Raw genomic sequence first — 21,404 nt, forward strand, 5'->3', positions numbered from 1 at the left:
CGCGCCCCGGAGTCAGAGGATCTCGTCGAGCTTCTCGATGGGCCGGGGGATGCGAGTGCCCTTGTCGGTCACCACGATCGGACGTTCGACGAGGATCGGGTGCTCGACCATGGCGTCGAGGATCTGCTCGTCGGTGGCCGATGCGAGATCGAGCTCCTTGTAGAGGGCCTCGCGTTTGCGGACGGCCTGCGCAGGTGTGATCCCGGCGTCGGCGAACAGTTCGACGAGTTGTTCGCGGCTGTACGGCTCGTCGAGATACTTCACGACTGTCGGCTCGATCCCGGCGTCGCGCAGGGCCTGCAACGCCTTCCGCGAGGTCGAGCACTTGGGGTTGTGATAGATCGTCGCGTCCACGGGTGACACGGTACTCGGTGGGGCGCCGCTTGTTGGCTGAGGTGCGGGGAGCCGCAGCTTGCTCCCTGAGGAGCGCTAATCCCTCTGCTCCCTGAGGAGCGTCAATCCCTCTGCTCCCTGAGGAGCGCCAATCCCTCTGCTCCCTGAGGTGTGAGGAGCGCAAGCGACGAGCCTCGAAGGGCTGGCAACTCGTGCTACGGAGCCCTTCGAGGCTCGCTTCGCTCGCACCTCAGGGAGCGGGGGGGTCAGGCGATGCCGTCGAACAGGCTTGTGACGGAACCGTTCTCGAAGACCTCGCGGATCGTCTGGGCGAGCAGCGGTGCGATCGAGAGGACGGTGAGGTTCTCGAAGCGCTTCTCGGCCGGGATCGGCAGGGTGTCGGTGGCGATGACCTCCTTGGCGCCGCAGGACGCGAGACGCTCGGCCGCGGGATCGGAGAACACGCCGTGGGTGGTGGCGATGATGACGTCGCCTGCGCCGGCGTCCTTGAGGACCCGCACGGCGCCGGCGATGGTGCCGCCGGTGTCGATCATGTCGTCGATGAGGATGCAGGTGCGTCCCTCGACCTCGCCCACCACGCGATTGGACTTGACCTGGTTGGGCACGAGCGGGTCACGCGTCTTGTGGATGAACGCCAGCGGCGCGCCACCGAGGGTGTCGGCCCACTTCTCGGCGACGCGCACGCGACCGGAGTCGGGGGAGACGACGGCGATGTTGTCGGTGCCGTACTTGCCCCGGATGTACTCGGCGAGCTGTCCCTGAGCGTGCATGTGATCGACCGGGCCGTCGAAGAAGCCCTGGATCTGGTCGGTGTGCAGGTCGACGGTGATGATCCGGTCGGCGCCCGCGGTCTTGAGCAGATCGGCGATGAGGCGGGCGGAGATCGGCTCACGCCCACGGTGCTTCTTGTCCTGGCGGGCGTAGGGGTAGAACGGCAGGATCACGCTGATGCGCTTCGCCGAGCCGCGCTTGAGGGCGTCGATCATGATGAGCGCCTCCATGACCCACTGGTTCAGCGGGTACGGGCAGCTCTGCAGGACGAAGGCGTCCGAACCGCGGACCGAGTCCTCGAAACGAACGAACAGTTCGCCGTTGGCGAAGTCGCGGGCGGTCTGCGGGGTGACCTTGATGCCCAGTTCATCGGCGACTGCTTCGGCGAGTTCGGGATGGGCACGACCAGAGAACAGCATCAGGTTCTTCTGGTTGTCAGTGGTCCAGGTCATGAAAACTCTTCTGTTCGTGTCGTTTCGGATCTGCAGGGTCGAGCGCGGGTCGGGGTGTCAGGCCGTCCCGGAGTCGTTGTCGCGTGCCTCGAGGGCCGCGCGCGCCGCCGCGGTGTCGGGCCGCTTGCGCACGACCCAGTCCTCGATGACGCGTTGTTCGCCCGCCGAGACCGCGAGGGCTCCCGGCGGTACATCTTGCCGCACCACGGTTCCGGCGCCGGTGTATGCCCCGTCGCCGACGCTGACCGGCGCGACGAACATGTTGTCCGAGCCGGTGCGGCAGTGGTCGCCGATCACGGTGCGGTGCTTGGCAACCCCGTCGTAGTTGACGAAGACGCTCGACGCGCCGATGTTGGAGTGCTCGCCGATGGTGGCGTCGCCGACGTAGGTGAGGTGCGGGATCTTGGACCCGGCACCGATGGTCGCGTTCTTGGTCTCGACGAAGGTGCCGATCTTGCCCGCGTCTCCGAGGGCCGTGCCCGGTCGCAGGTAGGCGAAGGGTCCGACGGTGGCCTCGGCGCCGATGACCGCGTCACTGCCGTGCGTGCGGATGACCTGCGCGCCGCGTCCGACGGTGACGTCGGTGAGAGTGGTGTCGGGTCCGATCACGGCGTCGGCGGCGATGTGCGTGCGCCCGTGCAGCTGTGTGCCGGGCGCGATGTGCGCGTCGGGCTCGATGGTGACGTCGGTGTCGATCCAGGTGGTGGCGGGGTCGACGACGGTCACCCCGTCGAGCTGATGACGACGGATGATGCGGCGGTTGAGTTCGGCGCCCAGGGCGGCGAGTTGGGCACGGTCGTTGCAGCCGGCCACGAGCACCGGATCGGCGACGGTGTGTCCGCGGACGGCCCGCCCCTCGCCGCGGGCGATCTCGACGATGTCGGTGAGGTAGTACTCGCCCTGCACGTTGTCCGTCGACAGCTTCGACAACCCGTCGCGCAGCGCAGCGGCGTCGAAGGCGTACACGCCGGCGTTGACCTCGGTGATCGCGCGCTGCTCCGGGGAGGCGTCCTTGTGTTCGACGATCGCGGTGACGGCGTCCCCGTCGCGGATGATGCGTCCGTATCCGGTCGGGTCGTCGGCGACGAAGCTCGTCAGCGTGACCGCGGCCCCGCCGTCGGCGAGATGGGTGTCGATGAGCGCGCGGAGGGTGTCGGCGTCGAGGAGGGGGACGTCGGCAGCGGTGACGACGACGGTGCCGTCGAAGTCGTCGGGGAGTCCGCCGAGGCCCACCCGGGCGGCATCACCGGTCCCGCGAGGCGCGTCCTGTTCGGCGATCCCGATCACGACGCCGAGGCCTGCCCCGATCTCGCCGATGGCAGCCGAGACCCGTTCGCGTTCGTGGCTGACGACGGCGATGAGATGCTCGGGGTCGATGCCCGCGGTCCCGTGGAGCGCGTGGCCGACGAGCGAGCGGCCGCCGATGGTGTGCAGGATCTTCGGGGTCTTGGACTTCATACGGGTACCGGCACCCGCGGCCAGGACGATCACGGCCACGGACGGCGACGTTCCCGTCATCGAATGCCCACCCTCTTCCTGATCGGTGACTGCCACGATCATGTCTGTCCGACGGCGCCGGCGGGGGTCGCTGACCGGGTTCGCGGTCGCACGTCGGGTGCGATCCTACGCATCGGTACCCGATGGCAGAAATGCAGCGCGCTGTTTGTGGCGAAACCTCGCGACCGGGCCTGATAGAACACATAGGGACCGCAACGCCGAGCGATCAATCGGTAGATCATTGCCGTTGTCGCTGACGGAACAGGGTGGGTGCGGGGGAACCAACCATGCGCGCCGGAGTTGTCCGGCTCGCGAAACGACCACACGGAGGTAGTGAATGAGCACGCAGAAGACGGCGATCGTCACCGGGGCCGCACGGGGGATCGGTGCGGCCGTGGCCAAGCGCCTGGCCGACGACGGGCTCGCGGTGGCCGTCCTGGACCTCGACGCCGACGCCTGTGCCGACACCGTCAAGGCGATCACCGACGCGGGTGGCAAGGCGATCGCGGTGGGTGCCGACGTCGCCGACGAGGCCTCGGTGAACGCCGCGGTGGACAAGGTCGTCGCCGAACTGGGAAAGCCGACGGTCGTCGTGAACAACGCGGGCATCACCCGCGACAACCTGCTGTTCAAGATGACCGTCGATGACTGGGATGCCGTCATGGCCGTGCACCTGCGCGGCGCGTTCAACGTCACCAAGGCCGCCCAGAAGTACATGGTCGAGGCGGAGTGGGGACGCATCGTGAACCTGTCGAGCACCTCGGCACTCGGCAACCGGGGACAGGTCAACTATTCGGCGGCCAAGGCCGGCATGCAGGGCTTCACCAAGACCCTGGCGATCGAGCTCGGCCGGTTCGGCGTGACCGCGAACGCCATCGCGCCCGGGTTCATCGAGACCGAGATGACCGCCGCCACCGCCGAACGCGTCGGCGTGCCCTTCGAGGACTTCAAGCGCGCCGCCGCCGGCCAGATCCCGGTCAACCGCGTCGGCGTGCCCGAGGACATCGCCCACACCGCGTCGTTCTTCATCAGCGAGGGTGCCGGCTTCGTGTCGGGGCAGGTCGTCTACGTGGCCGGCGGCCCCAAGGACTGATCACTCCCAGACGTCGACTCGACTCCCAGATCTCGATCGAAGTCTGTGAGTCGAGTTGACACCGAGTGGTCACCTGGCGTGAGTGCCCGCAGGCTGTGGCACAATCGTCAGCGCAGTGATCCGCCATGGTGTAATCGGCAACACTCCTGATTTTGGTTCAGGCATTCTAGGTTCGAGTCCTGGTGGCGGAGCTCATGAGTCGCGGCGCAGCCGCGGCCTCCGGAGAGGCTCACGACGAGCAGCGGGTCCCCGGCGAGGCTCAACCCCCCGGGCGCGCCAGTCCCAGATTGTCCCGCAGCGTCGATCCCTCGTAGTCGGAGCGATATACGCCCAGCTCCTGCAGCACCGGCACCACCTCGTCGACGAACCGGTCGAGCCCGCCGGGCACGATGTGGGGCACCAGGATGAAACCGTCGGCAACGTCGGCCTGCACGAAATCGTTGATCGTGTGCGCGATCGTCTGCGGCGAGCCGACGAACGACTGGCGGCCGGTGACCTCGATGATGAGTTCACGCGTCGTCAGGTTCTTCGCCTCGGCCAGGTCGCGCCATTCGCGCGCCACGGCGACCGGGTCACGGTGCATGCGCACGCTCGCGCGTCCCTTCGCGACCGTGTTCTCGCCCGGGATCGGATCCACCTGTGGCAGCGGACCGTCGGGGTCGTGATCGGACAGATCCCGGTTCCACAGCTGTTCCAGGAACTTGATCGCCGTCTGCCCGCTGACCTGTTGCAGGCGCACCTCGTGGGCGAGTTCGGCTGCCTGCGCGTCGGTGTCGCCGACGACGAAGGTGGCGGCGGGCAGTACCAGGAGCTGTTCGGGGCGTCGGTCGTACGTGGCGAGTCGCCGTTTGACGTCGGTGTAGAACGCCTGGCCGGCGTCGTAGGTGGCGTGCCGGGAGAAGATGGCGTCGGCGGTCGCGGCCGCGAACTCCCGGCCCTCGTCGGAGTCCCCGGCCTGGAAGATGACCGGTCGCCCCTGTGGCGGACGAGGGGTCGGGAAGTGCCCGCGGATGTCGAACTGTGAACTGGTGAAGTCGAATTAACCCGCCTCGAGGCGTGCCAGGAACCGGCCGTTCTCGGCATCGGCGACGACGTCATCGTCGCGCCATGAGTCCCAGAGAGTCGCTGCGGCGGTGAGGAATTCCTTCGCGCGTGCGTATCGCTGGTCCTCGGGCAGATAGCCGCCACGACGGAAGTTCTCGCCGGTGAACTCGTCCCACGAGGTCACCACATTCCAGGCCGCGCGTCCGGCGGACAGATGATCGAGGGTGGCGAATTGCCTTGCGACGTCGACGGGTTCGTTGAAGGTCGAATTGATGGTGCCGGTCAGGCCGAGGTGGGTGGTGACCGCCGCCAACGCGGACAGCACGGTGAAGGTGTCCGGTCGACCGACCACGTCGAGGTCGTAGATCAGCCCGTTCTGCTCGCGGAGCCGCAGTCCTTCGGCGAGGAAGAAGAAGTCGAACTTCCCGCGCTCGGCGGTCTGCGCGAGGTGGACGAACGAGTCGAACTCGATCTGGCTGCCCGACGCCGGGTCGCTCCACACCGTGGTGTTGTTGACCCCGGGGAAGTGGGCGGCGAGATGGACCTGTTTGGTCATGCGACACCGGCCTTTCCAGTGGCGAAATGATTGGACGGGCGCGCCAGGCCGAGGTGCCCACGCAGCGTCGAATGGCTGTACTCATCGCGGAACAGGTTGCGGCGCCGGAGTTCCGGTACGAGCTCTCGGGTGATCGCGCGCAGGTCCTCGGGCAAGGCGGCCGGGTGTAGTCGTATTCCGCTGATTCCTGCCACCGCGGCCCAGCGCTCGATCTCGTCCGCGAGCCCGACCGGTGTGCCGGTGAAGACCGCGCTGTCGGGCGTGAACGGGCCACCTGTCCAGTCGTCGAGCTGCGCCCGACGGTCGTCGGCCTCCGCCTCCGATGCGGCGAGCACGACGAACAGGTCGACGAACAGGAGTGCTGGATCGGTGATCTCGCGACCGGCGTCGGAGTGTGCGGTGCCCACGGCGTCCACCGCGCGTACGGCGTCGTCGACGTCGCGCGGGCTGATGAACCCGAGGTCGGCGCCCCGACCGATCAGCCGCAGATCGGTGGGATGGGCGCCGGTCGCGGCGATGACCGGCCGGCCCTGCGGCGGGCGCGGCGTGATGGCGGGGCCGCGCACCGAGAACTGATCCCCGGCGAAGTCGATGTAGTGCAGCTTGTCCCGGTCGACGAAGCGACCGGTTGCGACGTCGCGGATCTCGGCGTCGTCCTCCCACGAATCCCAGAGCAGACCGAGCACGGTCGCGAAGTCGAGGGCCTCGGACGCGAGATCGGCGAGCACCGCCGGATCGTCGGGAAATCGTCGTCGGCCGAACAGCGCGGCCTCGTCCGGGTCCGCGGTCGTACGCAGCAGGACCCCGGCGCGACCCCGACTCACATAGTCGAGGGTCGCGATCGCCTTGGAGACGTGGAACGGCTCGGTGTGGGTGGCGGTCGCCGTCGGGATCAGCCCGATCGAACGGGTCGTGGGAGCGAGACGGGAAGCGAGTAGTACCGAGTCGAGTCCTCCCGTCGCCCGGTCGGTGCGGGGATGCCCGCGATGCAGGGCGAAGGTATCCGCGAGGGTGACGAAGTCCAGGAGCCCGGCTTCGGCCTCGCCGACCAGTTGCTGCCAGTGCGCCGCTGTCGTGAGCGCGTTTGCCCGGGCCCCGGGCGCACGCCACGCACCCGGATGCGACCCGCAACCGTCCAGCGCCACGGCGACGCGTACGTGTTCGGTCATCGAGTCTCCCCTCGAGTCGTGTCGTCGATGTGTGTCTCCGTCTCGAACAGTGGCGGCATGACACGGGATTCCAGGGCCCGGTCATCGGATCGGCGTGGGCCTAACCCTTCCGATGTACCGCCGATGCCGCTTCGGTGATCAGGATGAGGTGTGTTCGGCACAGGACTCGAGACGTTCGGGGAGCGGTATGACGGGACATGAACCCATACCGCTGTCGGTGCTCGACCTCGCGCCGGTCACCGAGGGGAGTGACGCGGCGACGGCGGTGCGTCGCAGCGTTGCCTTGGCCCGGCACGCCGAACGTCTGGGATATCACCGCTTCTGGCTCGCCGAGCATCACTTCGTGGCAGTGGCCAGCTCGTCGACGACCACGCTCATCGGACTCGTCGCCGGCGCGACCGAGTCCATCCGCGTGGGATCTGCGGCGGTCCAGAGCGGCCTGCACACCCCGGTGTCGATCGTGGAGGCCTTCGGGACCATCGACGCGCTCCACCCCGGCCGACTGGACCTGGGTCTCGGTCGTTCCGCGCAGCGTCGCACCGAGTTGGCGACCGCCGACCGGAGATCCGCACCCCGCGAGCCCGCACCCCGACAGCCCGACGAGGTCGTCGACGGCCTGCTCATACCGTCGCCGTTCCCCGTCGAGTCGATCCTCAACGCGCCGCGGGTCGTCGCCGCGTTCGAGGCCTCGCAGTTCGACGGTGCGTCGCCGCCGGACTTCGACGACGCCGTCGGTGATGTCCTGGCGCTCCTGACGGGCGGGTTCAGTCACCGCGACGTCGAACTGACCGCGGTGCCGGGGCAGGGCGCCGACGTGGCGGTCTGGATCTTCGGGAGCAGCAAGGGGCAGAGCGCCCAGACCGCAGGTGCGCGCGGGTTACCGTTCGTCGCGAATTATCACGTCAGCCCGAGCACGGTCCTGGAGGCCGTCGAGGCCTACCGAAGTGCGTTCCGGCCGTCGCCGGTCCTGGCCGAGCCGTATGTGGTCGTCTCCGCAAATGTCGTTGTCGCCGAGGATGAATCGACCGCACGGCACCGTGCATCCACCTACGGACACTGGGTGTACGGCATCCGCAGCGGAGCCGGCGCGCAACCGTACCCGGACCCTGACACGGCACGGCCGCTCGACGATGACGCGCTCCCACTGGTCGACGATCGGGTGCGCACCCAGTTCGTCGGTGATCCCGAGACCGTCGTGGACGGTCTGCGGACACTCGCCCGGGTGACCGGCGCCGACGAGTTGTTGGTCACCAGCGTCACGCACGACTTCGACCATCGCTTGATCTCGCACGAATTGCTCGCCACCGCGTGGGGATTGTGAGGGCAGTGACGTGACCGGTTTCGCGACAGCGGGTTTCGGGAGGGGTGCGGGCGTGCTGGCGTCGTTAAACGCCGTATGTGCGGGCATCGGACGCCGTGTCGACGTCGACCTCCTCGCCGCCGGCGCGGCTCTGCATCCCGAGGCGCCGCCACTGGGTCTGCCGCTCCAGACAGCAAGAACGGTCGGCCGCGAACAGCCCTCGTAGCCGGCTTCCGGTGGCACCATGGGGTTCCTCGGCGACGACGGTCGTCGCCGACGAGCAGCCACGAGGACGCCCACCATGTACGAGACCCCGGATGAACTACACGAACTGCAGACCCTTCTCGACGCGTCCCTGTCCCGATCGACAGATCATCTGCGGTCCATCATCAGCAGCGAGAACACGGTCGACGCACCGCGATTGGTCGAGATCCTGACGGGCATGCGTGTTCTCGCGCTCTCGACCGTGACCGCGGCGGGCGAGCCGAGGATCAGCGCCGTCGACGGGCATTTCCTGCACGGGAAGTGGGTCTTCGGCACGGCGCGCACTGCTGCGAAGGCTCGACACCTCGCCGCCCGTCCGGCCGCCAGCGCGGCTCACATCCAGGGCGAGGAGCTCGGGGTGTTCACCCACGGGACGGTCGAGATCCTCAACCCGCTCGACGGCGACCGCGCCGATGACTGGCCCGAGTTGGTGGCCCACTTCAAGAAGATCTACGGCGACGATGCGTTCGACTGGGACGTCGAGGTCATCTACTTTCGCCTGCACCCGCATTGGATGACGGTCTACGCACCGAACGAGTCTCATTGACTGTGAGTCGACGGTCAGTCGACCGGGACGATGAAGCCTTCTTTCACGAGCCAGTCGTAGGCGACGTCGGAGGGGTCGGCACCGTCGATGTCGATGAGTCCGTTGAGTTCCTGCATGAGCTCGTCGGTGAGTTTCGCCGACACCGGAGCCATGAGTTCGGCGATCTCCGGGTTGGCGTCGTTGACGCCGGTGCTCACCACGAGGCAGCCGCTGTAGGGCAGGAAGAACTTCTTGTCGTCTTCCAGGACGACGAGGTCGAGGTTCTTGATCCGGCCGTCGGTGGAGTAGACCATGCCGAAGTTGCAGGGTTCGCTGCGCGCGGTCGAGGTGTAGACGACGCCGGAGTCCATGGTCGTCACGTTGCTCTTGGGCACGCCGCCGGGGGCGTCGAGCGGGATGTCGTAGGCCTCCAGCATGGGGATGAATCCATCGGCGCGCGAGAGGAACTCGTCGTTGATGCAGAACGTCCGCTCGGATTCGGGCAGCTTCGCGATGTCGGACATCTTGGTGACGTTCAGCCGCTCGGCCGTCGGTGTCGAGGCGGCGAAGGCGTAGGTGTTGTTGAACGACGAGGGCGGCAGCCACTCGACACCGTTGGCGCGTTCGGCGTCGCGGACGCGCTCGTACAACTGCTGCGGATCCGCGATGGTCTCCGTCTCACCGAGATAGGTCTGCCAAGCGGTGCCCGTGTACTCCCACACGATGTCGGCGTCGCCGTTGAGAACCGCTTGCCGCGACGACATCGAACCCGGTGCGTTGGTGAGGTCGTCGACGTCGGCCCCGGCCGCTGCCAGATAGGTCGCGGTGATCTTGCCGAGCAGGACCTGTTCGGTGAAGTTCTTCGACGTCACGGCGACCGACGTACCCTCCAGCGGACGTTCGCCGCCGGGAAGGGAAGCGGGACGGAAGGTTCCGGACGAACTCACCAGACCGCACGCCGACAGCGTCATCACGAGGGCCGCCGACGCGGCCAGGATCGCGAGTGCCCGGGAGCGCAGCGAGCGGGCCGAGTGAGACCGTGTCATCATGCGATCCCCCGTGGTGTAGCGACGAGTTCGACGAGGCGACCGAGCCAGTCGATCGTCATGGCGAGCAGGGCGACCAGGATCGCGCCCGAGACCAGCAGCTTGGGCAGGAACAGCGTGATGCCGGTGGTGATGAGCGTGCCGAGGCTGTTCGCGCCGATGAACGTGCTGAGGGTGGCGGTGCCGACCAGGATCACCAGTGCGGTCCGTACCCCGTTGAGGATGACGGGTACGGCGAGCGGGAGTTCGACCTGGACGAGTGTGCGGACGGCGGACAGGCCGATGCCGCGGGACGCCTCCACCGTCCGCTGATCGACCTGACGCAATCCGACGATCGTGTTCTGCAGGATCGGGAGCACCGCGTAGACGACCAGGCCGACGACGGCGGTGTTGAACCCGGTCCCGAGCCAGAAGGTGAACAGCACCAGCAGACCGATCGCCGGCGCCGCCTGCCCGATGTTGGCGATGTTCACCGCGATCGGGTTCAGCCACCGGAGCGACGGTCGGGTGAGCGCGATACCCAGTGGGATCGCGATCACGACGACGATGACGGTGGCGACGAGAGTCAGCTGGATGTGATCGAGGATGGTGGCGCGCAGCGCGGCCCACGACATCGACGCGCTCTCGGTGGTGGTGAACGTGGTGTTCGCGTACCAGATGGCGAAACCCACGCCGACGACCACGATCACGAGCGGTTCGAACCACACGTCGATGGGGATACGGGAGAGCCGTCGTCGAAAGCCGCTCGGGACCGACTCCGGGGCAGGCGGTTTCGCGGTCTCCGTGATCCTCGCCTCTTCGGCGATGAAACCCGTCACCGCTCGGCGCTCGTCTCGGGCGTGCCCACCGGCGCTGTCGCGGAACCGGCGCCTGCGGCAGGTTCCAGGCCGGGCTCGTCGTCGGCCGCGACGACCGGGGTCTCGACGGGAGCCGAACCCTCGGCGTGGTCGAGATAGCCGCCGTGGTCGTCGTCCTCCCGCACCGTCGCGAGCTGACCGCGGATCGCTTCCATCACCGAGGCGATGTTCAGCGCACCGACGACCGCGCCGCGTCCGTCGGTGACGAGCACGCCACCCTGGCTCGTCGCGAGCATCGAGTCGAGAGCGTCGTTCAGCGTCGAGGACTTGGCCACGACCGGGAGGCGATGGTCGAGGTAGTCGGAGACCTCCGGCTTGGCGCGGATCTCCTCGACCGACGGCCATGCGCGTGGGCGGCCGTGTTGGTCGACGACGGCGACCCAGTCCTCGCCGGCCGCCTTCGCGCGGGTCACCACGGCGCCGGACGGTTCTCCGACGCGGGCGGTGATCACCTCTTTGAAGTCGACATCGCGGACGCGGGTGAGGGTCAGGTGGGCGAGAGTCGCACCCGATCCCACGAACTCCTCGACGAACGGGCTCGCCGGATTGGCCAGGATCTCCTCCGGCGGCGCGAACTGTTCGATGTGACCGCCCTCGGAGAGGATCAGCACCTTGTCGCCGAGTTTCGTCGCCTCCTCGAAGTCGTGGGTGACGATGACGATGGTCTTGGCCAGCTCGTGCTGGATCGCGATCAGCTTGTCCTGCAGGCGTGTTCGGGTGATCGGATCGACGGCGCCGAACGGCTCGTCCATCAGCAGCACCGGGGGATCGGCGGCGAGGGCGCGTGCGACGCCGACCCGCTGCTGCTGGCCGCCGGACATGTCCTTGGGGAGCCGGTCGGCGAAGGTCGCGGCGTCGAGTCCGACGAGGTCGAGCAGGTACTCGGTGCGCTCGGCGATACGTTTCTTGTCCCAGTTGAGGATTCGCGGGATGGCGCCGATGTTCTTGCTCACCGACCAGTGCGGGAAGAGTCCGCCGGACTGGATGACGTAGCCGATGGACTGCCGCAGCTTGTCCGGGTTCTCCGCGGTGACATCGCGTCCACCGATGTAGATGCGCCCCTCGGTGGGTTCGATGAGGCGGTTGATCATCTTCAGCGTCGTCGTCTTGCCACATCCGGACGGGCCGACGAAGGCGACGATGTCACCGGCGTCGATCTCCAGGTCGAGACGGGCGACGGCCGGCGTGGTGGCTCCCCGGTAACGTTTGGCCACGCCGTCGAGCCGGATGGACTCGCCGGTGACGTTGCGGTTGTTGCCGTTCGGCGCGGACGAGGTGGCGGAGTCGGTCATGAGAGTCCCTTGGAGATGGTGAGTCGGCCGAGCAGAACCAGGAGAGCGTCGAAGACGAGGGCGATGATGACGATCAGGATCGTTCCGGCGAGCGCCATTTCGAGTGCATTGGCACCACCGAGGCGGGAAAGCCCGTTGAAGATCAGCGATCCCAGGCCGGGGCCGAGGACGTAGGCGACGATCGCGGCGACACCGACGATCATCTGGGTCGACACGCGGATGCCGGTCAGGATCACCGGCCAGGCGATCGGCAGCTCGACGGTGAGCAGGATGCGCCATCTCGAAAGCCCGATGCCGCGGGCGGATTCGACCACGGCCGGCGGCACGGACCGTAGACCGACGACCGCGTTGCCGATCACCGGCAGCGTGGCGAAGAAGGCCAGCATCAGAAACGACGGCGTCACACCGAGTCCGAACGGCACGATCAACAGGGCCAGGAGGGCAAGCGACGGAATGGTCAGCGCCACACGGCTCGACGTCAGCGTCAGCGCGCTGGCGAGCGGGAGGCGATAGACCACGGCGGCGATGAGGATCGCCACGGCCGTACCCACGAGCACTGTCTGAAATGACAGAGACGCGTGTTGATATGTCAGAAAAGTGAGTGATCGGGCGTTCTCGCTGAGGTAATCCCACAATTGCACTGTCGGTGTCCCATCCCCGGTGTCCCACCCCCGGTGTCTGCGTCGACATTACGCAGAGTTGAACGAGACTGCCGACATTTGGACCGATCCAGTGTGACTTTCACGCGGCGTGGGTCGATCTCCGCTCGACGCGGTGCCATCCTGGATGGGTGAGTGAGACTGCGCTGACCAGCTCGGAGGTCGGACCCGACGACGATCGGGCCCACCTGGCCGAGGCCGTGCGTTCCTGGACGCGCATCGTCGCCTGGGTGCTGAGTGTCGGCGGGGCCATTGGCTTCGTCGCGGCGTTCGTGCTGACCGTGGAACGATTCGAACTGGCCGCCGACCCCGAGTACGTGCCGTCCTGCAACTTCAATCCGGTGCTGAGCTGCGGTTCGGTGATGGCGCAGCCGCAGGCGGCGCTCTTCGGTTTCCCCAACCCGCTGCTCGGGATCGCCGGTTTCGCGGTCGCGATCACCACCGGGATGGCCTTGCTGGCCGGGGCGCGCCTCGCCGGCTGGTACTGGGCGGGGCTACAGGTCGGGGTCACCGCGGCGATGGTCTTCATCGGGTGGCTGGTCTATTCGAGCCTCTATTCGATCGGGGCGCTGTGTCCCTACTGCATGGTCGTCTGGGCGGTCACACTGCCGATCTTCGTCCTGGTCAGCGTGCGCAACGCGCACGCGAGCGGGCTCACCTCGCGGTCCCGTGTCGCGCTCGCCCTGGCCCGCAACCACGCGCCCATCCTCGTCGCGGCGGTCGGCCTCGTGATCGTGCTGATCGCGGTGCGATTCTGGTCGTACTGGTCCAGCCTGTACTGAACCCGACCTCGCGCGACCGCTCGGAATCTCCCGAGATGCACCACTACGCTGGGCCCATGGCTATCGGGCGTCCATCGGAGGGTTCGGCGGAGGTGCAGCGCGCGCCGCGGGCGCGGATGACCGGCGCGCAACGGCGATTGCAGCTCATCGAGGTGGCGCGCGGACTGTTCGCCGAACGAGGTTTCGAGGGCACGTCGATCGAAGAGATCGCGCAGCGTGCCGGTGTCTCGAAACCGATCGTCTACGAGCACTTCGGCGGCAAAGAAGGTCTGTACGCGGTGGTCGTCGACCGTGAGATGGAGACCCTGCTGGAGATGGTGACCTCGTCGCTGTCGAAGAACCGCTCGCTCTATCGCATCCAGCAGGGCGCACTCGCGCTGCTGACGTACATGGAGGAGCGCACCGACGGCTTCCGCATCCTGGTCCGCGGCGACAGCGCCGCGAGCACGGACGAGACGGCGACCTACTCGAGTCTCCTGAACGACGCGATCAGTCAGGTCGAGCACATCCTGGCCGGGGACTTCGAACGACGCGGCTTCGATCCCGCCCTCGCACCGCTCTACGCCCAGGCGCTCGTCGGGATGGTGTCGGTGACGGCGCAGTGGTGGCTCGACGTCCGCGAACCGTCGAAGGAGGTCGTGGCGGCACACCTGGTCAACCTGTGCTGGAACGGGCTCACCCGACTCGAACCCGATCCCGAACTCGTCGGGCCCGACTACGTCGAATCGCGCAAGCGGACCACCGTCGACGACGCCTGACCGGGGGCCGCTCGCGTCCCGGCCCACACCCGACCCGAGGTGCACGGCAGTGTGCCCCAACCGCGTCTATTGTTGATTCACTCTGCGTCCCCCGGCCGGAAGGATCAACCGATGTCGACCCCGCACGGCGCCGGCCGGCCGGCCATCACATCCCGCTGAGGCGCCGCGCGTGGAGACCGTCGGCATCTACCTGGTCGTCATCTTCGCGTGCGGGTTCCTCGCACGTGTGGCCCGCCTGCCGACCCTCGTCGGCTACCTCGCAGCCGGGTTCATCCTGCACGCACCGGGAATCGACGAACTGCCGATCATCGACACGATGGCCGAACTGGGCGTCACGATCCTGCTGTTCACGATCGGGCTCAAGCTCGACGTGCGGATGCTGCTCCGGCGCGAGGTCGTCATCACCACGGCGGCGAACCTGCTCGTCATCCTCGGTCTCACAATGGGTTTCCTCGGCGTCCTGGGTGCCATCGGGGTGCGGCTGCTCGCCGGTGAGGGCTGGGAGACGGTGGCGCTGTTGGGATTTGCGCTGTCCTTCTCGAGCACGGTGTTCGTCGTCCAGGTACTCGACGAGCGGTCGGAGTCGCATTCCCTCTACGGCCGGATCGCCATCGGCGTCCTCGTGCTGCAGGACATCGTCGCCGTCGTCTATCTGACCGCCATGCAGGGCGAGCCGCCGAGCCCCTGGGCGCTGGCCCTGGTGTTGCTGATCCCCGGCGCGTGGATCGTCCGGCGGTTGTGGAACACCCTCGGCCACGGCGAGTTGCAGACGTTGTTCGGGATCGTCATGGCGCTCGTGCCCGGCTACTGGCTCTTCGAATCCGTCGGTGTCAAGGGCGATTTCGGAGCGATGATCATCGGCGTCCTCCTCGCTTCGCACCCGCGCGCGGGGGAGCTGTCGCGGACGTTGTTCGGTCTGCGTGAGCTGCTGTTGGTCGGTTTCTTCGTGTCGATCGGTCTGCACGTCACGCCGACGACCGAGACCGTGCTGCTCGGCTTGCTCCTGCTCATCCTGCTGCCGCTCGAGGGAGCGGTGTACACGCTGGTCCTCTCGCTGTTCGGCCTGCGTCGCCGGACGTCGATCCTCACCGGACTCGCCTTGGCCAACTTCTCGGAATTCGGGCTCATCGTGATCGCGACCGGTGTGGGGGCCGGCATCATCGGCGAGGACTGGCTGGTGGTGACATCGGTCGCGGTGGCGGGAAGCTTCGTGTTCTCCACCCTCGTCAACCGTCGCGGCACGGGTCTGGTGACCCGGCTGTCGGCGTTCGTCCCGACCACGGCCGCCGCCCGGGCGCACCCCGACGACGCGCCGATCGTGCTGGCGCCGGCGCGCGTACTCGTCCTCGGGATGGGTCGCGTCGGCCACTCGGTCTACGACCGGCTGGTCGACGAATACGGCCTGCCCGTGATCGGCGTGGAGAACGACCCGCTCAAGGCGAGCGAACTGGCCCAGCAGGGTGTCCGGGTACTCGACGCCGACGCCACCGAGACCGACTTCTGGGACCGGGCCGTCGGCGTCGGCGAGCTCGAACTGCTCGTCCTGGCCATGCCCTTCCACGGCTCGAATCTCGTGGCTCTCGAACGCATCGAGGAGCTCGGCGTCACCGGGACCATCGCCGTCGTCGCGCAGTACGACGACGAACGCGACGAGTTACTCCAGCGAGGGGCCGACGTGGCTTTCCACATCTACGAGGGCACCGGCGTCGGACTGGCCGACGCGGCCGCCGAGGCCGCAGGTCTGGAACGCTGAGCGACGGTTCACCCCGACCTGGTGGCCAGGCCGGTCAGCTGCCCGCGCCGGAAGCGTCGTCGCCGCTCCAGAGGTCCTTCTGCATGTAGACGCAGTCGATCCACTGCTCGGCCTTGTGACCGATGGCGCGCAGGCGACCCACCTCGTCGAATCCGAACCGCCGGTGCAGTGCGATCGAGCCCTCACCCCCGGTCGCGGCGATGACCGCGACGATCTGGCGGACGTTGTCCGGGTCGGCGCGGGCGAGCAGCGCGGACATCAACGCGGTGCCGATCCCGCGTCCCCCGTGACCGGGCCGCACGTAGATCGAGTCCTCGGTCGACAGGTCGTACGCGGGCATCGTCCGGAACGTCCCCAGGTAGGCGTATCCGACGACGCGCTCGACCCCGTCGTCGACCGCGCGGGCCACCACGAACGGCCGTCCCGCAGCGGTGATCGCGGCGTGCTTGGCATGCCACTGCGAGACCGACGGAACCAGGTAGTCGAAGGTCGCGACGGTGTGCTGCACGTAGTGCGCGTAGATGTCCGCGACGGCCTCGCAATCGTCGATCGTCGCGTCGGACACGCGGATCAGGGGCGAGGTCGCGCCGGAGGTGCGGTCGCTCATGCCGATGAGAGTAGGGCAGGGGCGCCGACGGCGAGAACTTCGTCGGGACGAGTCCGCCGACCGGGCAGGGCGGGCCGATCGGCGACCCATACAATCGACGGAGTGTCGACGCTGTCTGCCCTGTCCGGTCTGGCCACACTCGCGTGTGCGGACAAGTCCTTCCGCGAGGTGCACAAGCACCGCGACGAGCGCCGACTGGACATCACCGCGCCGGATGCCGCGCGCCCCTTCCTCGTCTCGTGCCTGGTCACCGATGCGCAGGCGCCGCTGTTGGTCGTGTCGGCCAACGGCCGCGAGGCCGACGATCTGACGGCCGAGCTGGGCGAACTCCTCGACGACGCCGGGGCCGTCGCACAGTTCCCGTCCTGGGAGACGCTGCCGCACGAGCGGCTCTCCCCGAGTGCGGACACCGTCGGACAGCGACTGGCCGTGCTGCACCGCCTGGCGAACCCCGGCGACACCCCGCTGCGGGTCGTCGTGACCACTGTTCGCTCGCTCGTCCAGCCGATGGCACCGGGCCTCGCCGACGTCGCCACGGTGACCCTGCGTGAGGGCATCGAGGTCGACTTCGACGCACTGCTGTCCCAGTTGGTCGAGATGGCCTACGAGCGCGTCGACATGGTCGGCCGACGCGGCGAGTTCGCGGTACGCGGCGGCATCCTCGACGTCTTTCCGACGACCGCCGATCATCCGGTGCGCGTGGAGTTCTGGGGCGACGAGATCACCGAGATGCGTGCGTTCTCGGTGGCCGACCAGCGCAGCCAGCCCGAGGTCGAGACCAGCGAGGTGCGGATTCACCCGTGCCGTGAACTGCTCCTGACCGAGAAGGTCCGTGCGCGGGCCGCCGATCTCGCGGCCGCCGATCCGGGCGACACGACCATGACCGAGATGTTGGGCAAACTCGCCGAGGGCATCCCGGTGGAGGGGATGGAGGCGCTGATCCCCGCGCTCGTCGACGGCGACATGCAGTTGCTGACCGAGGTGATCCCCGACGGCACCCGGGTCCTCATCCTCGACCCGGAGAAGGTGCGGACCCGGGCCTCGGATCTGTCGAAGACGGGTGCGGAATTCCTCGAGGCGTCGTGGACCGCCGCCGCCATGGGCGCCTCGGCGCCGATCGACGGCCGGTCGTCGGAGAGCCTCGGCATCGACCTGCAGGCCAGCGCGTACCGCTCTCTCGACGAGGTGCGGAAGGCGACGCTCGCCGCCGGCCGGCCCTGGTGGACCCTGAGTCCACTCGCGACCGGCAGCGGTGACGAACTCGAACTGGACCTGGCTCCCGGCCCGGCGCCACGGGGCGACGACCGCGAGATCGCGGCGACGTTCGCGCAGTTGCGCGCCCACGTCTCCGACGGCAAGACGGCGGCGATCGTGGTGGCGGGCAAGGGCACCGCGCAGCGTGTCGGCGAACGACTGTCCGACGCCGAGGTGCCCTACGTGATCGCCGAACCCGGGCATCGGCCGCAGCCCGGCGAGGTGACCGTCTTCTGCGCGCCGCTGCGTGCCGGGATCGTCTGTCCCGACGCGGGTCTCGTGGTGGTCGCCGAGGCCGACCTCACCGGCACACGGGTCGCGAACGTCCGGGACGGCCGCCGGCTGCCGGCCAAGCGGCGCAACCAGGTCGACCCGCTCGCCCTGGCCGCCGGCGACCTGGTGGTGCACGACCAGCACGGCATCGGCCGGTTCGTCGAGATGATCGAGCGGACCGTCTCGGGTGCCCGGCGCGAGTACCTCGTCCTGGAGTACGCCTCGAGCAAACGCGGCCAGCCGGCCGATCGGTTGTATGTCCCGATGGACGCACTCGACCAGCTCTCGCGGTACGTCGGCGGCGAACAACCGTCGCTGTCGAAACTCGGCGGGTCGGACTGGCAGAACACGAAACGCAAGGCGCGCAAGGCTGTTCGCGAGATCGCCGGCGAGCTCGTACAGCTCTATGCCGCCCGCCACGCCGCGCCCGGACACGCATTCGGTCCCGACACCCCGTGGCAGCAGGAAATGGAAGACGCCTTCGACTTCACCGAGACCGTGGACCAGCTCACGGTCATCGCCGAGGTCAAGGCCGACATGGAACGTGCGGTGCCGATGGATCGCGTCGTCGTCGGCGACGTCGGTTACGGCAAGACCGAGATCGCTGTCCGTGCCGCCTTCAAGGCCGTCCAGGACGGCAAGCAGGTCGCGGTCCTCGTCCCGACGACGATTCTCGCGCAACAACATCTGCAGACCTTCACCGAACGGATGAGCGGCTTCCCGGTGCGCGTGCGCGGCCTGTCGCGCTTCACCGATGCCAAGGAGTCACGCGAGATCGCCGAGGCGATGTCGAAGGGCGAGGTCGACGTCGTCATCGGTACCCACCGACTGTTGCAGACCGGGATCGTATGGAAAGACCTCGGACTCGTGATCGTCGACGAGGAGCAGCGGTTCGGTGTGGAACACAAGGAACACATCAAGTCGCTGCGCACCCATGTCGACGTGCTGACGATGTCGGCCACCCCGATCCCGCGCACGCTGGAGATGTCGATGGCCGGGATCCGCGAGATGTCGACGATCCTGACCCCGCCCGAGGAACGGCACCCGGTGCTCACCTACGTCGGCGCCTACGCGCCCAAGCAGGTCGCCGCCGCCATCCGCCGCGAGCTGTTGCGTGACGGCCAGGTCTTCTACGTGCACAACCGGGTGTCGACCATCGACAAGATGGCCAAGGACATCGCGGCGATGGTCCCGGAGGCGAGAGTCGTTGTCGCACATGGGCAGATGGGCGAGGATCAACTCGAGCGCACGGTGTCGGGATTCTGGAACCGTGAGTACGACGTGCTGGTCTGTACGACGATCATCGAGACCGGTCTGGACATCTCGAACGCCAACACCCTGATCGTCGACCGCGCCGAGAACCTCGGCCTCTCGCAGCTACATCAGCTGCGCGGCCGCGTCGGTCGCAGCCGCGAACGTGGATACGCCTACCTGCTCTACAGCCCCGACCGGCCGCTGACCGAGACCGCCTACGACCGCCTGGCGACGATCGCGCAGAACAACGAGCTCGGCGCGGGCATGGCGGTGGCGCTGAAGGATCTCGAGTTGCGCGGCGCCGGAAACGTGCTGGGCGCCGAGCAGTCCGGGCACGTCGCGGGCGTCGGCTTCGATCTCTACGTCCGGCTGGTCGGCGAGGCGGTGGAGGCCTACCGCGCGGCCGCGGACGGGAAGCCCGTCGAATCCCGGGAGACGGGCGAGGTGCGCATCGACCTTCCCGTCGACGCACACATCCCGGTCGAGTACGTCGATTCCGACCGCCTGCGTCTCGAGGCGTACCGCAAGCTCGCGTCGGCGACCGACGACGCCGCGGTCGACTCGGTCCTCGTCGAACTCAACGACCGCTACGGCCCACCACCGGTGGAGACCACGCGGCTGGCATCCATCGCCCGGCTGCGTTTGCGATGCCGGGAGCGGGGGATCACCGAGATCGGTCTCGCCGGACAGGGAATGAAGATCTCGCCGCTGTCGCTGCTCGACAGCGAGCAGGTACGTCTACGTCGCCTGTACTCGTCGGCCACCTACCGGGCGACGACATCGGTGGTCACGCTGCCCATCCCGCGCACCGGAGGCGTGGGGTCGGCGCGCCTGCGCGACGACGAGCTGATCGAGTATCTGACGACCTTCCTCACCCAACTGCGGCCGGAGCCGGTCACGTGACGGTGGTGCTGCTGGACCCGGCACGGCCAGATCTGATCCCCATTCGGGCACGCTCATGTCTCGCCGGGCCGGTGCAGGTCACCGAGGACGTGCCCGCGGCGATGCTGTGGGAGTTCGACCACGTCGAACCCGTCTTCGACGACGCACCCGTCGATCCGGGATCGGTGCTCGTCAGTACCGATCCCGAACATCCGCTGGTGCAGGCGCGAATCGCGCGCGGGGAAGACGTCATCGCGGCGCAGACGGTCTCCGGCATGGCGCTTCTCGAGTCCGTGGCGTTGATGGACACATTGCGTCGGAACGGCCCGTGGGAGAGCACCCAGACGCACCACTCGTTGCGGCGTTACCTGCTCGAAGAGGTCTACGAGTTGCTCGACGCCATCGAGGCCGGTGACCCCGTGGAGCTCCGTGAAGAACTCGGCGACCTCCTGCTGCAGGTGCTGTTCCACGCGCGCATCGCCGCCGACGACCCGGAGTCGCCGTTCGACATCGACGACGTCGCACGGAGTTTCACGTCGAAGGTGACCGGCCGGACCCCGGGCGTGCTGTCCGGCGCCCACTCGGATCTGGAGACCCAGATCCGGGAATGGGAGGAACGCAAGGCGGCCGAGAAGCGCCGCGGCTCGGTGTTCGACGGCGTCGCCACGACCCAGCCCGCTCTCGCCCTGTTGCAGAAGGTCCTCGAACGGCTCACCGCGGCCGGTTATCCCGTCGACACCATCCCCGCGGAGACCCTGACCGTGACGGTCGTCGCCGGCGGCGACAGCGTCGAGGCGCAGGCCCGGGACCGAGCGCTCGCGTTGATGGCCGACGTGCGCGCGGCAGAAGCGCGTGCGGCCGAGCGAGACGTCACCCTCGACTCGCCCGAGGCGTGGTCGGCCGTACTGGGCGAGAACCCGGCCTGATCATCAAGCGGCGCAGTTGTCGCGTTTCGTTGCGA

The 21,404-nt window shown here is 68.0% G+C and carries 18 protein-coding genes, 1 tRNA gene and 1 pseudogene; 10 read left to right on the forward strand and 10 right to left on the reverse strand.

The features are described from left to right. Window positions 1-12: 12 nt before the first annotated feature. The 3 genes from arsC to glmU all read right to left on the reverse strand — a co-directional run bounded on the left by arsC (window position 13) and on the right by glmU (window position 3,095). The gene (gene arsC / locus A9310_RS12650) at window positions 13-354 is read right to left on the reverse strand and encodes an arsenate reductase (glutaredoxin) (protein ID WP_065630911.1); all 342 of its coding nucleotides are present in this window, start codon (window positions 352-354) and stop codon (window positions 13-15) included. A 245-nt stretch (window positions 355-599) separates the two neighbouring features. Next, window positions 600-1,577: a ribose-phosphate diphosphokinase gene (locus A9310_RS12655; RefSeq protein WP_004022643.1), complete on the reverse strand. Its 978-nt coding sequence runs from the start codon at window positions 1,575-1,577 to the stop codon at window positions 600-602. A 57-nt stretch (window positions 1,578-1,634) separates the two neighbouring features. Next, complete coding sequence (glmU, locus tag A9310_RS12660) at window positions 1,635-3,095, reverse strand: bifunctional UDP-N-acetylglucosamine diphosphorylase/glucosamine-1-phosphate N-acetyltransferase GlmU (protein WP_065630938.1); 1,461 nt, start codon at window positions 3,093-3,095, stop codon at window positions 1,635-1,637. A 316-nt stretch (window positions 3,096-3,411) separates the two neighbouring features. Between glmU and fabG the strand changes: the two genes are divergently transcribed. Together fabG and A9310_RS12670 are read left to right on the forward strand one after the other, a co-directional pair. Beyond that, entirely contained in the window at window positions 3,412-4,167 is a 756-nt protein-coding gene (gene fabG, locus A9310_RS12665) for a 3-oxoacyl-ACP reductase FabG (protein WP_058250845.1), read from the forward strand. A 119-nt stretch (window positions 4,168-4,286) separates the two neighbouring features. After that, window positions 4,287-4,358: transfer RNA gene (locus tag A9310_RS12670), tRNA-Gln, on the forward strand. 68 nt (window positions 4,359-4,426) lie between these two features. Here the strand turns inward: A9310_RS12670 and A9310_RS12675 are convergent. Next, window positions 4,427-5,767: pseudogene (locus A9310_RS12675) on the reverse strand (NtaA/DmoA family FMN-dependent monooxygenase). Further along, window positions 5,764-6,936, reverse strand: coding sequence for an LLM class flavin-dependent oxidoreductase (locus tag A9310_RS12680; protein ID WP_065630912.1), 1,173 nt, complete (start codon window positions 6,934-6,936; stop codon window positions 5,764-5,766). The pseudogene A9310_RS12675 and the gene A9310_RS12680 overlap by 4 nt, the downstream one beginning before the upstream one ends. Window positions 6,937-7,123: 187 nt before the next feature. On the opposite strand from A9310_RS12680, the gene A9310_RS12685 reads away from it, so the two are divergent. The 3 genes from A9310_RS12685 to A9310_RS12690 all read left to right on the forward strand — a co-directional run bounded on the left by A9310_RS12685 (window position 7,124) and on the right by A9310_RS12690 (window position 9,047). Then, window positions 7,124-8,257 carry an LLM class flavin-dependent oxidoreductase gene (locus A9310_RS12685; RefSeq protein WP_065630913.1) on the forward strand — a complete coding sequence of 378 codons (1,134 nt, stop codon included), beginning with the start codon at window positions 7,124-7,126 and terminating at the stop codon, window positions 8,255-8,257. A gap of 52 nt (window positions 8,258-8,309) precedes the next feature. Then, window positions 8,310-8,462, forward strand: coding sequence for a hypothetical protein (locus A9310_RS25905; RefSeq protein ID WP_175401131.1), 153 nt, complete (start codon window positions 8,310-8,312; stop codon window positions 8,460-8,462). A gap of 75 nt (window positions 8,463-8,537) precedes the next feature. Next, entirely contained in the window at window positions 8,538-9,047 is a 510-nt protein-coding gene (locus tag A9310_RS12690) for a pyridoxamine 5'-phosphate oxidase family protein (protein ID WP_065630914.1), read from the forward strand. Between the two features lie 14 nt (window positions 9,048-9,061). On the opposite strand, the gene A9310_RS12695 is transcribed toward A9310_RS12690, so the two are convergent. The 4 genes from A9310_RS12695 to A9310_RS12710 are packed head-to-tail and all read right to left on the reverse strand — an operon-like array spanning window position 9,062 to window position 12,862. Further along, window positions 9,062-10,075 (reverse strand): glycine betaine ABC transporter substrate-binding protein, encoded by a 1,014-nt coding sequence (locus tag A9310_RS12695; RefSeq protein ID WP_065630915.1) that lies wholly within the window; start codon window positions 10,073-10,075, stop codon window positions 9,062-9,064. Next, the gene (locus A9310_RS12700) at window positions 10,072-10,890 is read right to left on the reverse strand and encodes an ABC transporter permease (RefSeq protein WP_058250826.1); all 819 of its coding nucleotides are present in this window, start codon (window positions 10,888-10,890) and stop codon (window positions 10,072-10,074) included. Before A9310_RS12700 ends, A9310_RS12695 begins: the two co-directional genes overlap by 4 nt. After that, complete coding sequence (locus A9310_RS12705; RefSeq protein ID WP_065630916.1) at window positions 10,887-12,221, reverse strand: ATP-binding cassette domain-containing protein; 1,335 nt, start codon at window positions 12,219-12,221, stop codon at window positions 10,887-10,889. The genes A9310_RS12700 and A9310_RS12705 overlap by 4 nt, the downstream gene beginning before the upstream one ends. Next, entirely contained in the window at window positions 12,218-12,862 is a 645-nt protein-coding gene (locus A9310_RS12710) for an ABC transporter permease (RefSeq protein ID WP_058250824.1), read from the reverse strand. The genes A9310_RS12705 and A9310_RS12710 overlap by 4 nt, the downstream gene beginning before the upstream one ends. A 149-nt stretch (window positions 12,863-13,011) precedes the next feature. Here A9310_RS12710 and A9310_RS12715 point away from each other — a divergent pair, with 149 nt between their 5' ends. The 3 genes from A9310_RS12715 to A9310_RS12725 all read left to right on the forward strand — a co-directional run bounded on the left by A9310_RS12715 (window position 13,012) and on the right by A9310_RS12725 (window position 16,173). Continuing rightward, the gene (locus A9310_RS12715; RefSeq protein ID WP_058250823.1) at window positions 13,012-13,662 is read left to right on the forward strand and encodes a vitamin K epoxide reductase family protein; all 651 of its coding nucleotides are present in this window, start codon (window positions 13,012-13,014) and stop codon (window positions 13,660-13,662) included. A 56-nt stretch (window positions 13,663-13,718) separates the two neighbouring features. Further along, window positions 13,719-14,420 carry a TetR/AcrR family transcriptional regulator gene (locus A9310_RS12720; protein ID WP_065630917.1) on the forward strand — a complete coding sequence of 234 codons (702 nt, stop codon included), beginning with the start codon at window positions 13,719-13,721 and terminating at the stop codon, window positions 14,418-14,420. A gap of 169 nt (window positions 14,421-14,589) precedes the next feature. Next, window positions 14,590-16,173, forward strand: a complete 1,584-nt coding sequence (locus A9310_RS12725; RefSeq protein ID WP_065630918.1) for a cation:proton antiporter family protein — start codon at window positions 14,590-14,592, stop codon at window positions 16,171-16,173. A 34-nt stretch (window positions 16,174-16,207) separates the two neighbouring features. Here the strand turns inward: A9310_RS12725 and A9310_RS12730 are convergent, their stop codons facing one another. Then, window positions 16,208-16,780 carry a GNAT family N-acetyltransferase gene (locus A9310_RS12730; RefSeq protein WP_065630919.1) on the reverse strand — a complete coding sequence of 191 codons (573 nt, stop codon included), beginning with the start codon at window positions 16,778-16,780 and terminating at the stop codon, window positions 16,208-16,210. A gap of 102 nt (window positions 16,781-16,882) precedes the next feature. Between A9310_RS12730 and mfd the strand changes: the two genes are divergently transcribed. Further along, a complete protein-coding gene (gene mfd / locus A9310_RS12735) occupies window positions 16,883-20,464 on the forward strand; it encodes a transcription-repair coupling factor (RefSeq protein ID WP_065630920.1) in 3,582 nt (1,193 codons plus the stop codon). Next, window positions 20,461-21,369: a MazG family protein gene (locus A9310_RS12740; protein ID WP_065630921.1), complete on the forward strand. Its 909-nt coding sequence runs from the start codon at window positions 20,461-20,463 to the stop codon at window positions 21,367-21,369. The genes mfd and A9310_RS12740 overlap by 4 nt, the downstream gene beginning before the upstream one ends. The last annotated feature ends 35 nt before the right edge of the window (window positions 21,370-21,404 follow it).

Origin of the sequence: Gordonia sp. UCD-TK1, assembly GCF_001691435.1 — a bacterium.
Lineage (GTDB): Bacteria > Actinomycetota > Actinomycetes > Mycobacteriales > Mycobacteriaceae > Gordonia > Gordonia hongkongensis.

Excerpts from the sequence above, each read along its gene's own strand:
- A9310_RS12655 (WP_004022643.1), bottom strand. The coding sequence starts at position 1,577 with ATGACCTGGACCACTGACAACCAGAAGAACCTGATGCTGTTCTCTGGT.
- glmU (WP_065630938.1), bottom strand. The coding sequence starts at position 3,095 with ATGACGGGAACGTCGCCGTCCGTGGCCGTGATCGTCCTGGCCGCGGGT.
- fabG (WP_058250845.1), top strand. The coding sequence starts at position 3,412 with ATGAGCACGCAGAAGACGGCGATCGTCACCGGGGCCGCACGGGGGATC.
- A9310_RS12680 (WP_065630912.1), bottom strand. The coding sequence starts at position 6,936 with ATGACCGAACACGTACGCGTCGCCGTGGCGCTGGACGGTTGCGGGTCG.
- A9310_RS12685 (WP_065630913.1), top strand. The coding sequence starts at position 7,124 with ATGACGGGACATGAACCCATACCGCTGTCGGTGCTCGACCTCGCGCCG.
- A9310_RS12690 (WP_065630914.1), top strand. The coding sequence starts at position 8,538 with ATGTACGAGACCCCGGATGAACTACACGAACTGCAGACCCTTCTCGAC.
- A9310_RS12695 (WP_065630915.1), bottom strand. The coding sequence starts at position 10,075 with ATGATGACACGGTCTCACTCGGCCCGCTCGCTGCGCTCCCGGGCACTC.
- A9310_RS12705 (WP_065630916.1), bottom strand. The coding sequence starts at position 12,221 with ATGACCGACTCCGCCACCTCGTCCGCGCCGAACGGCAACAACCGCAAC.
- A9310_RS12720 (WP_065630917.1), top strand. The coding sequence starts at position 13,719 with ATGGCTATCGGGCGTCCATCGGAGGGTTCGGCGGAGGTGCAGCGCGCG.
- A9310_RS12730 (WP_065630919.1), bottom strand. The coding sequence starts at position 16,780 with ATGAGCGACCGCACCTCCGGCGCGACCTCGCCCCTGATCCGCGTGTCC.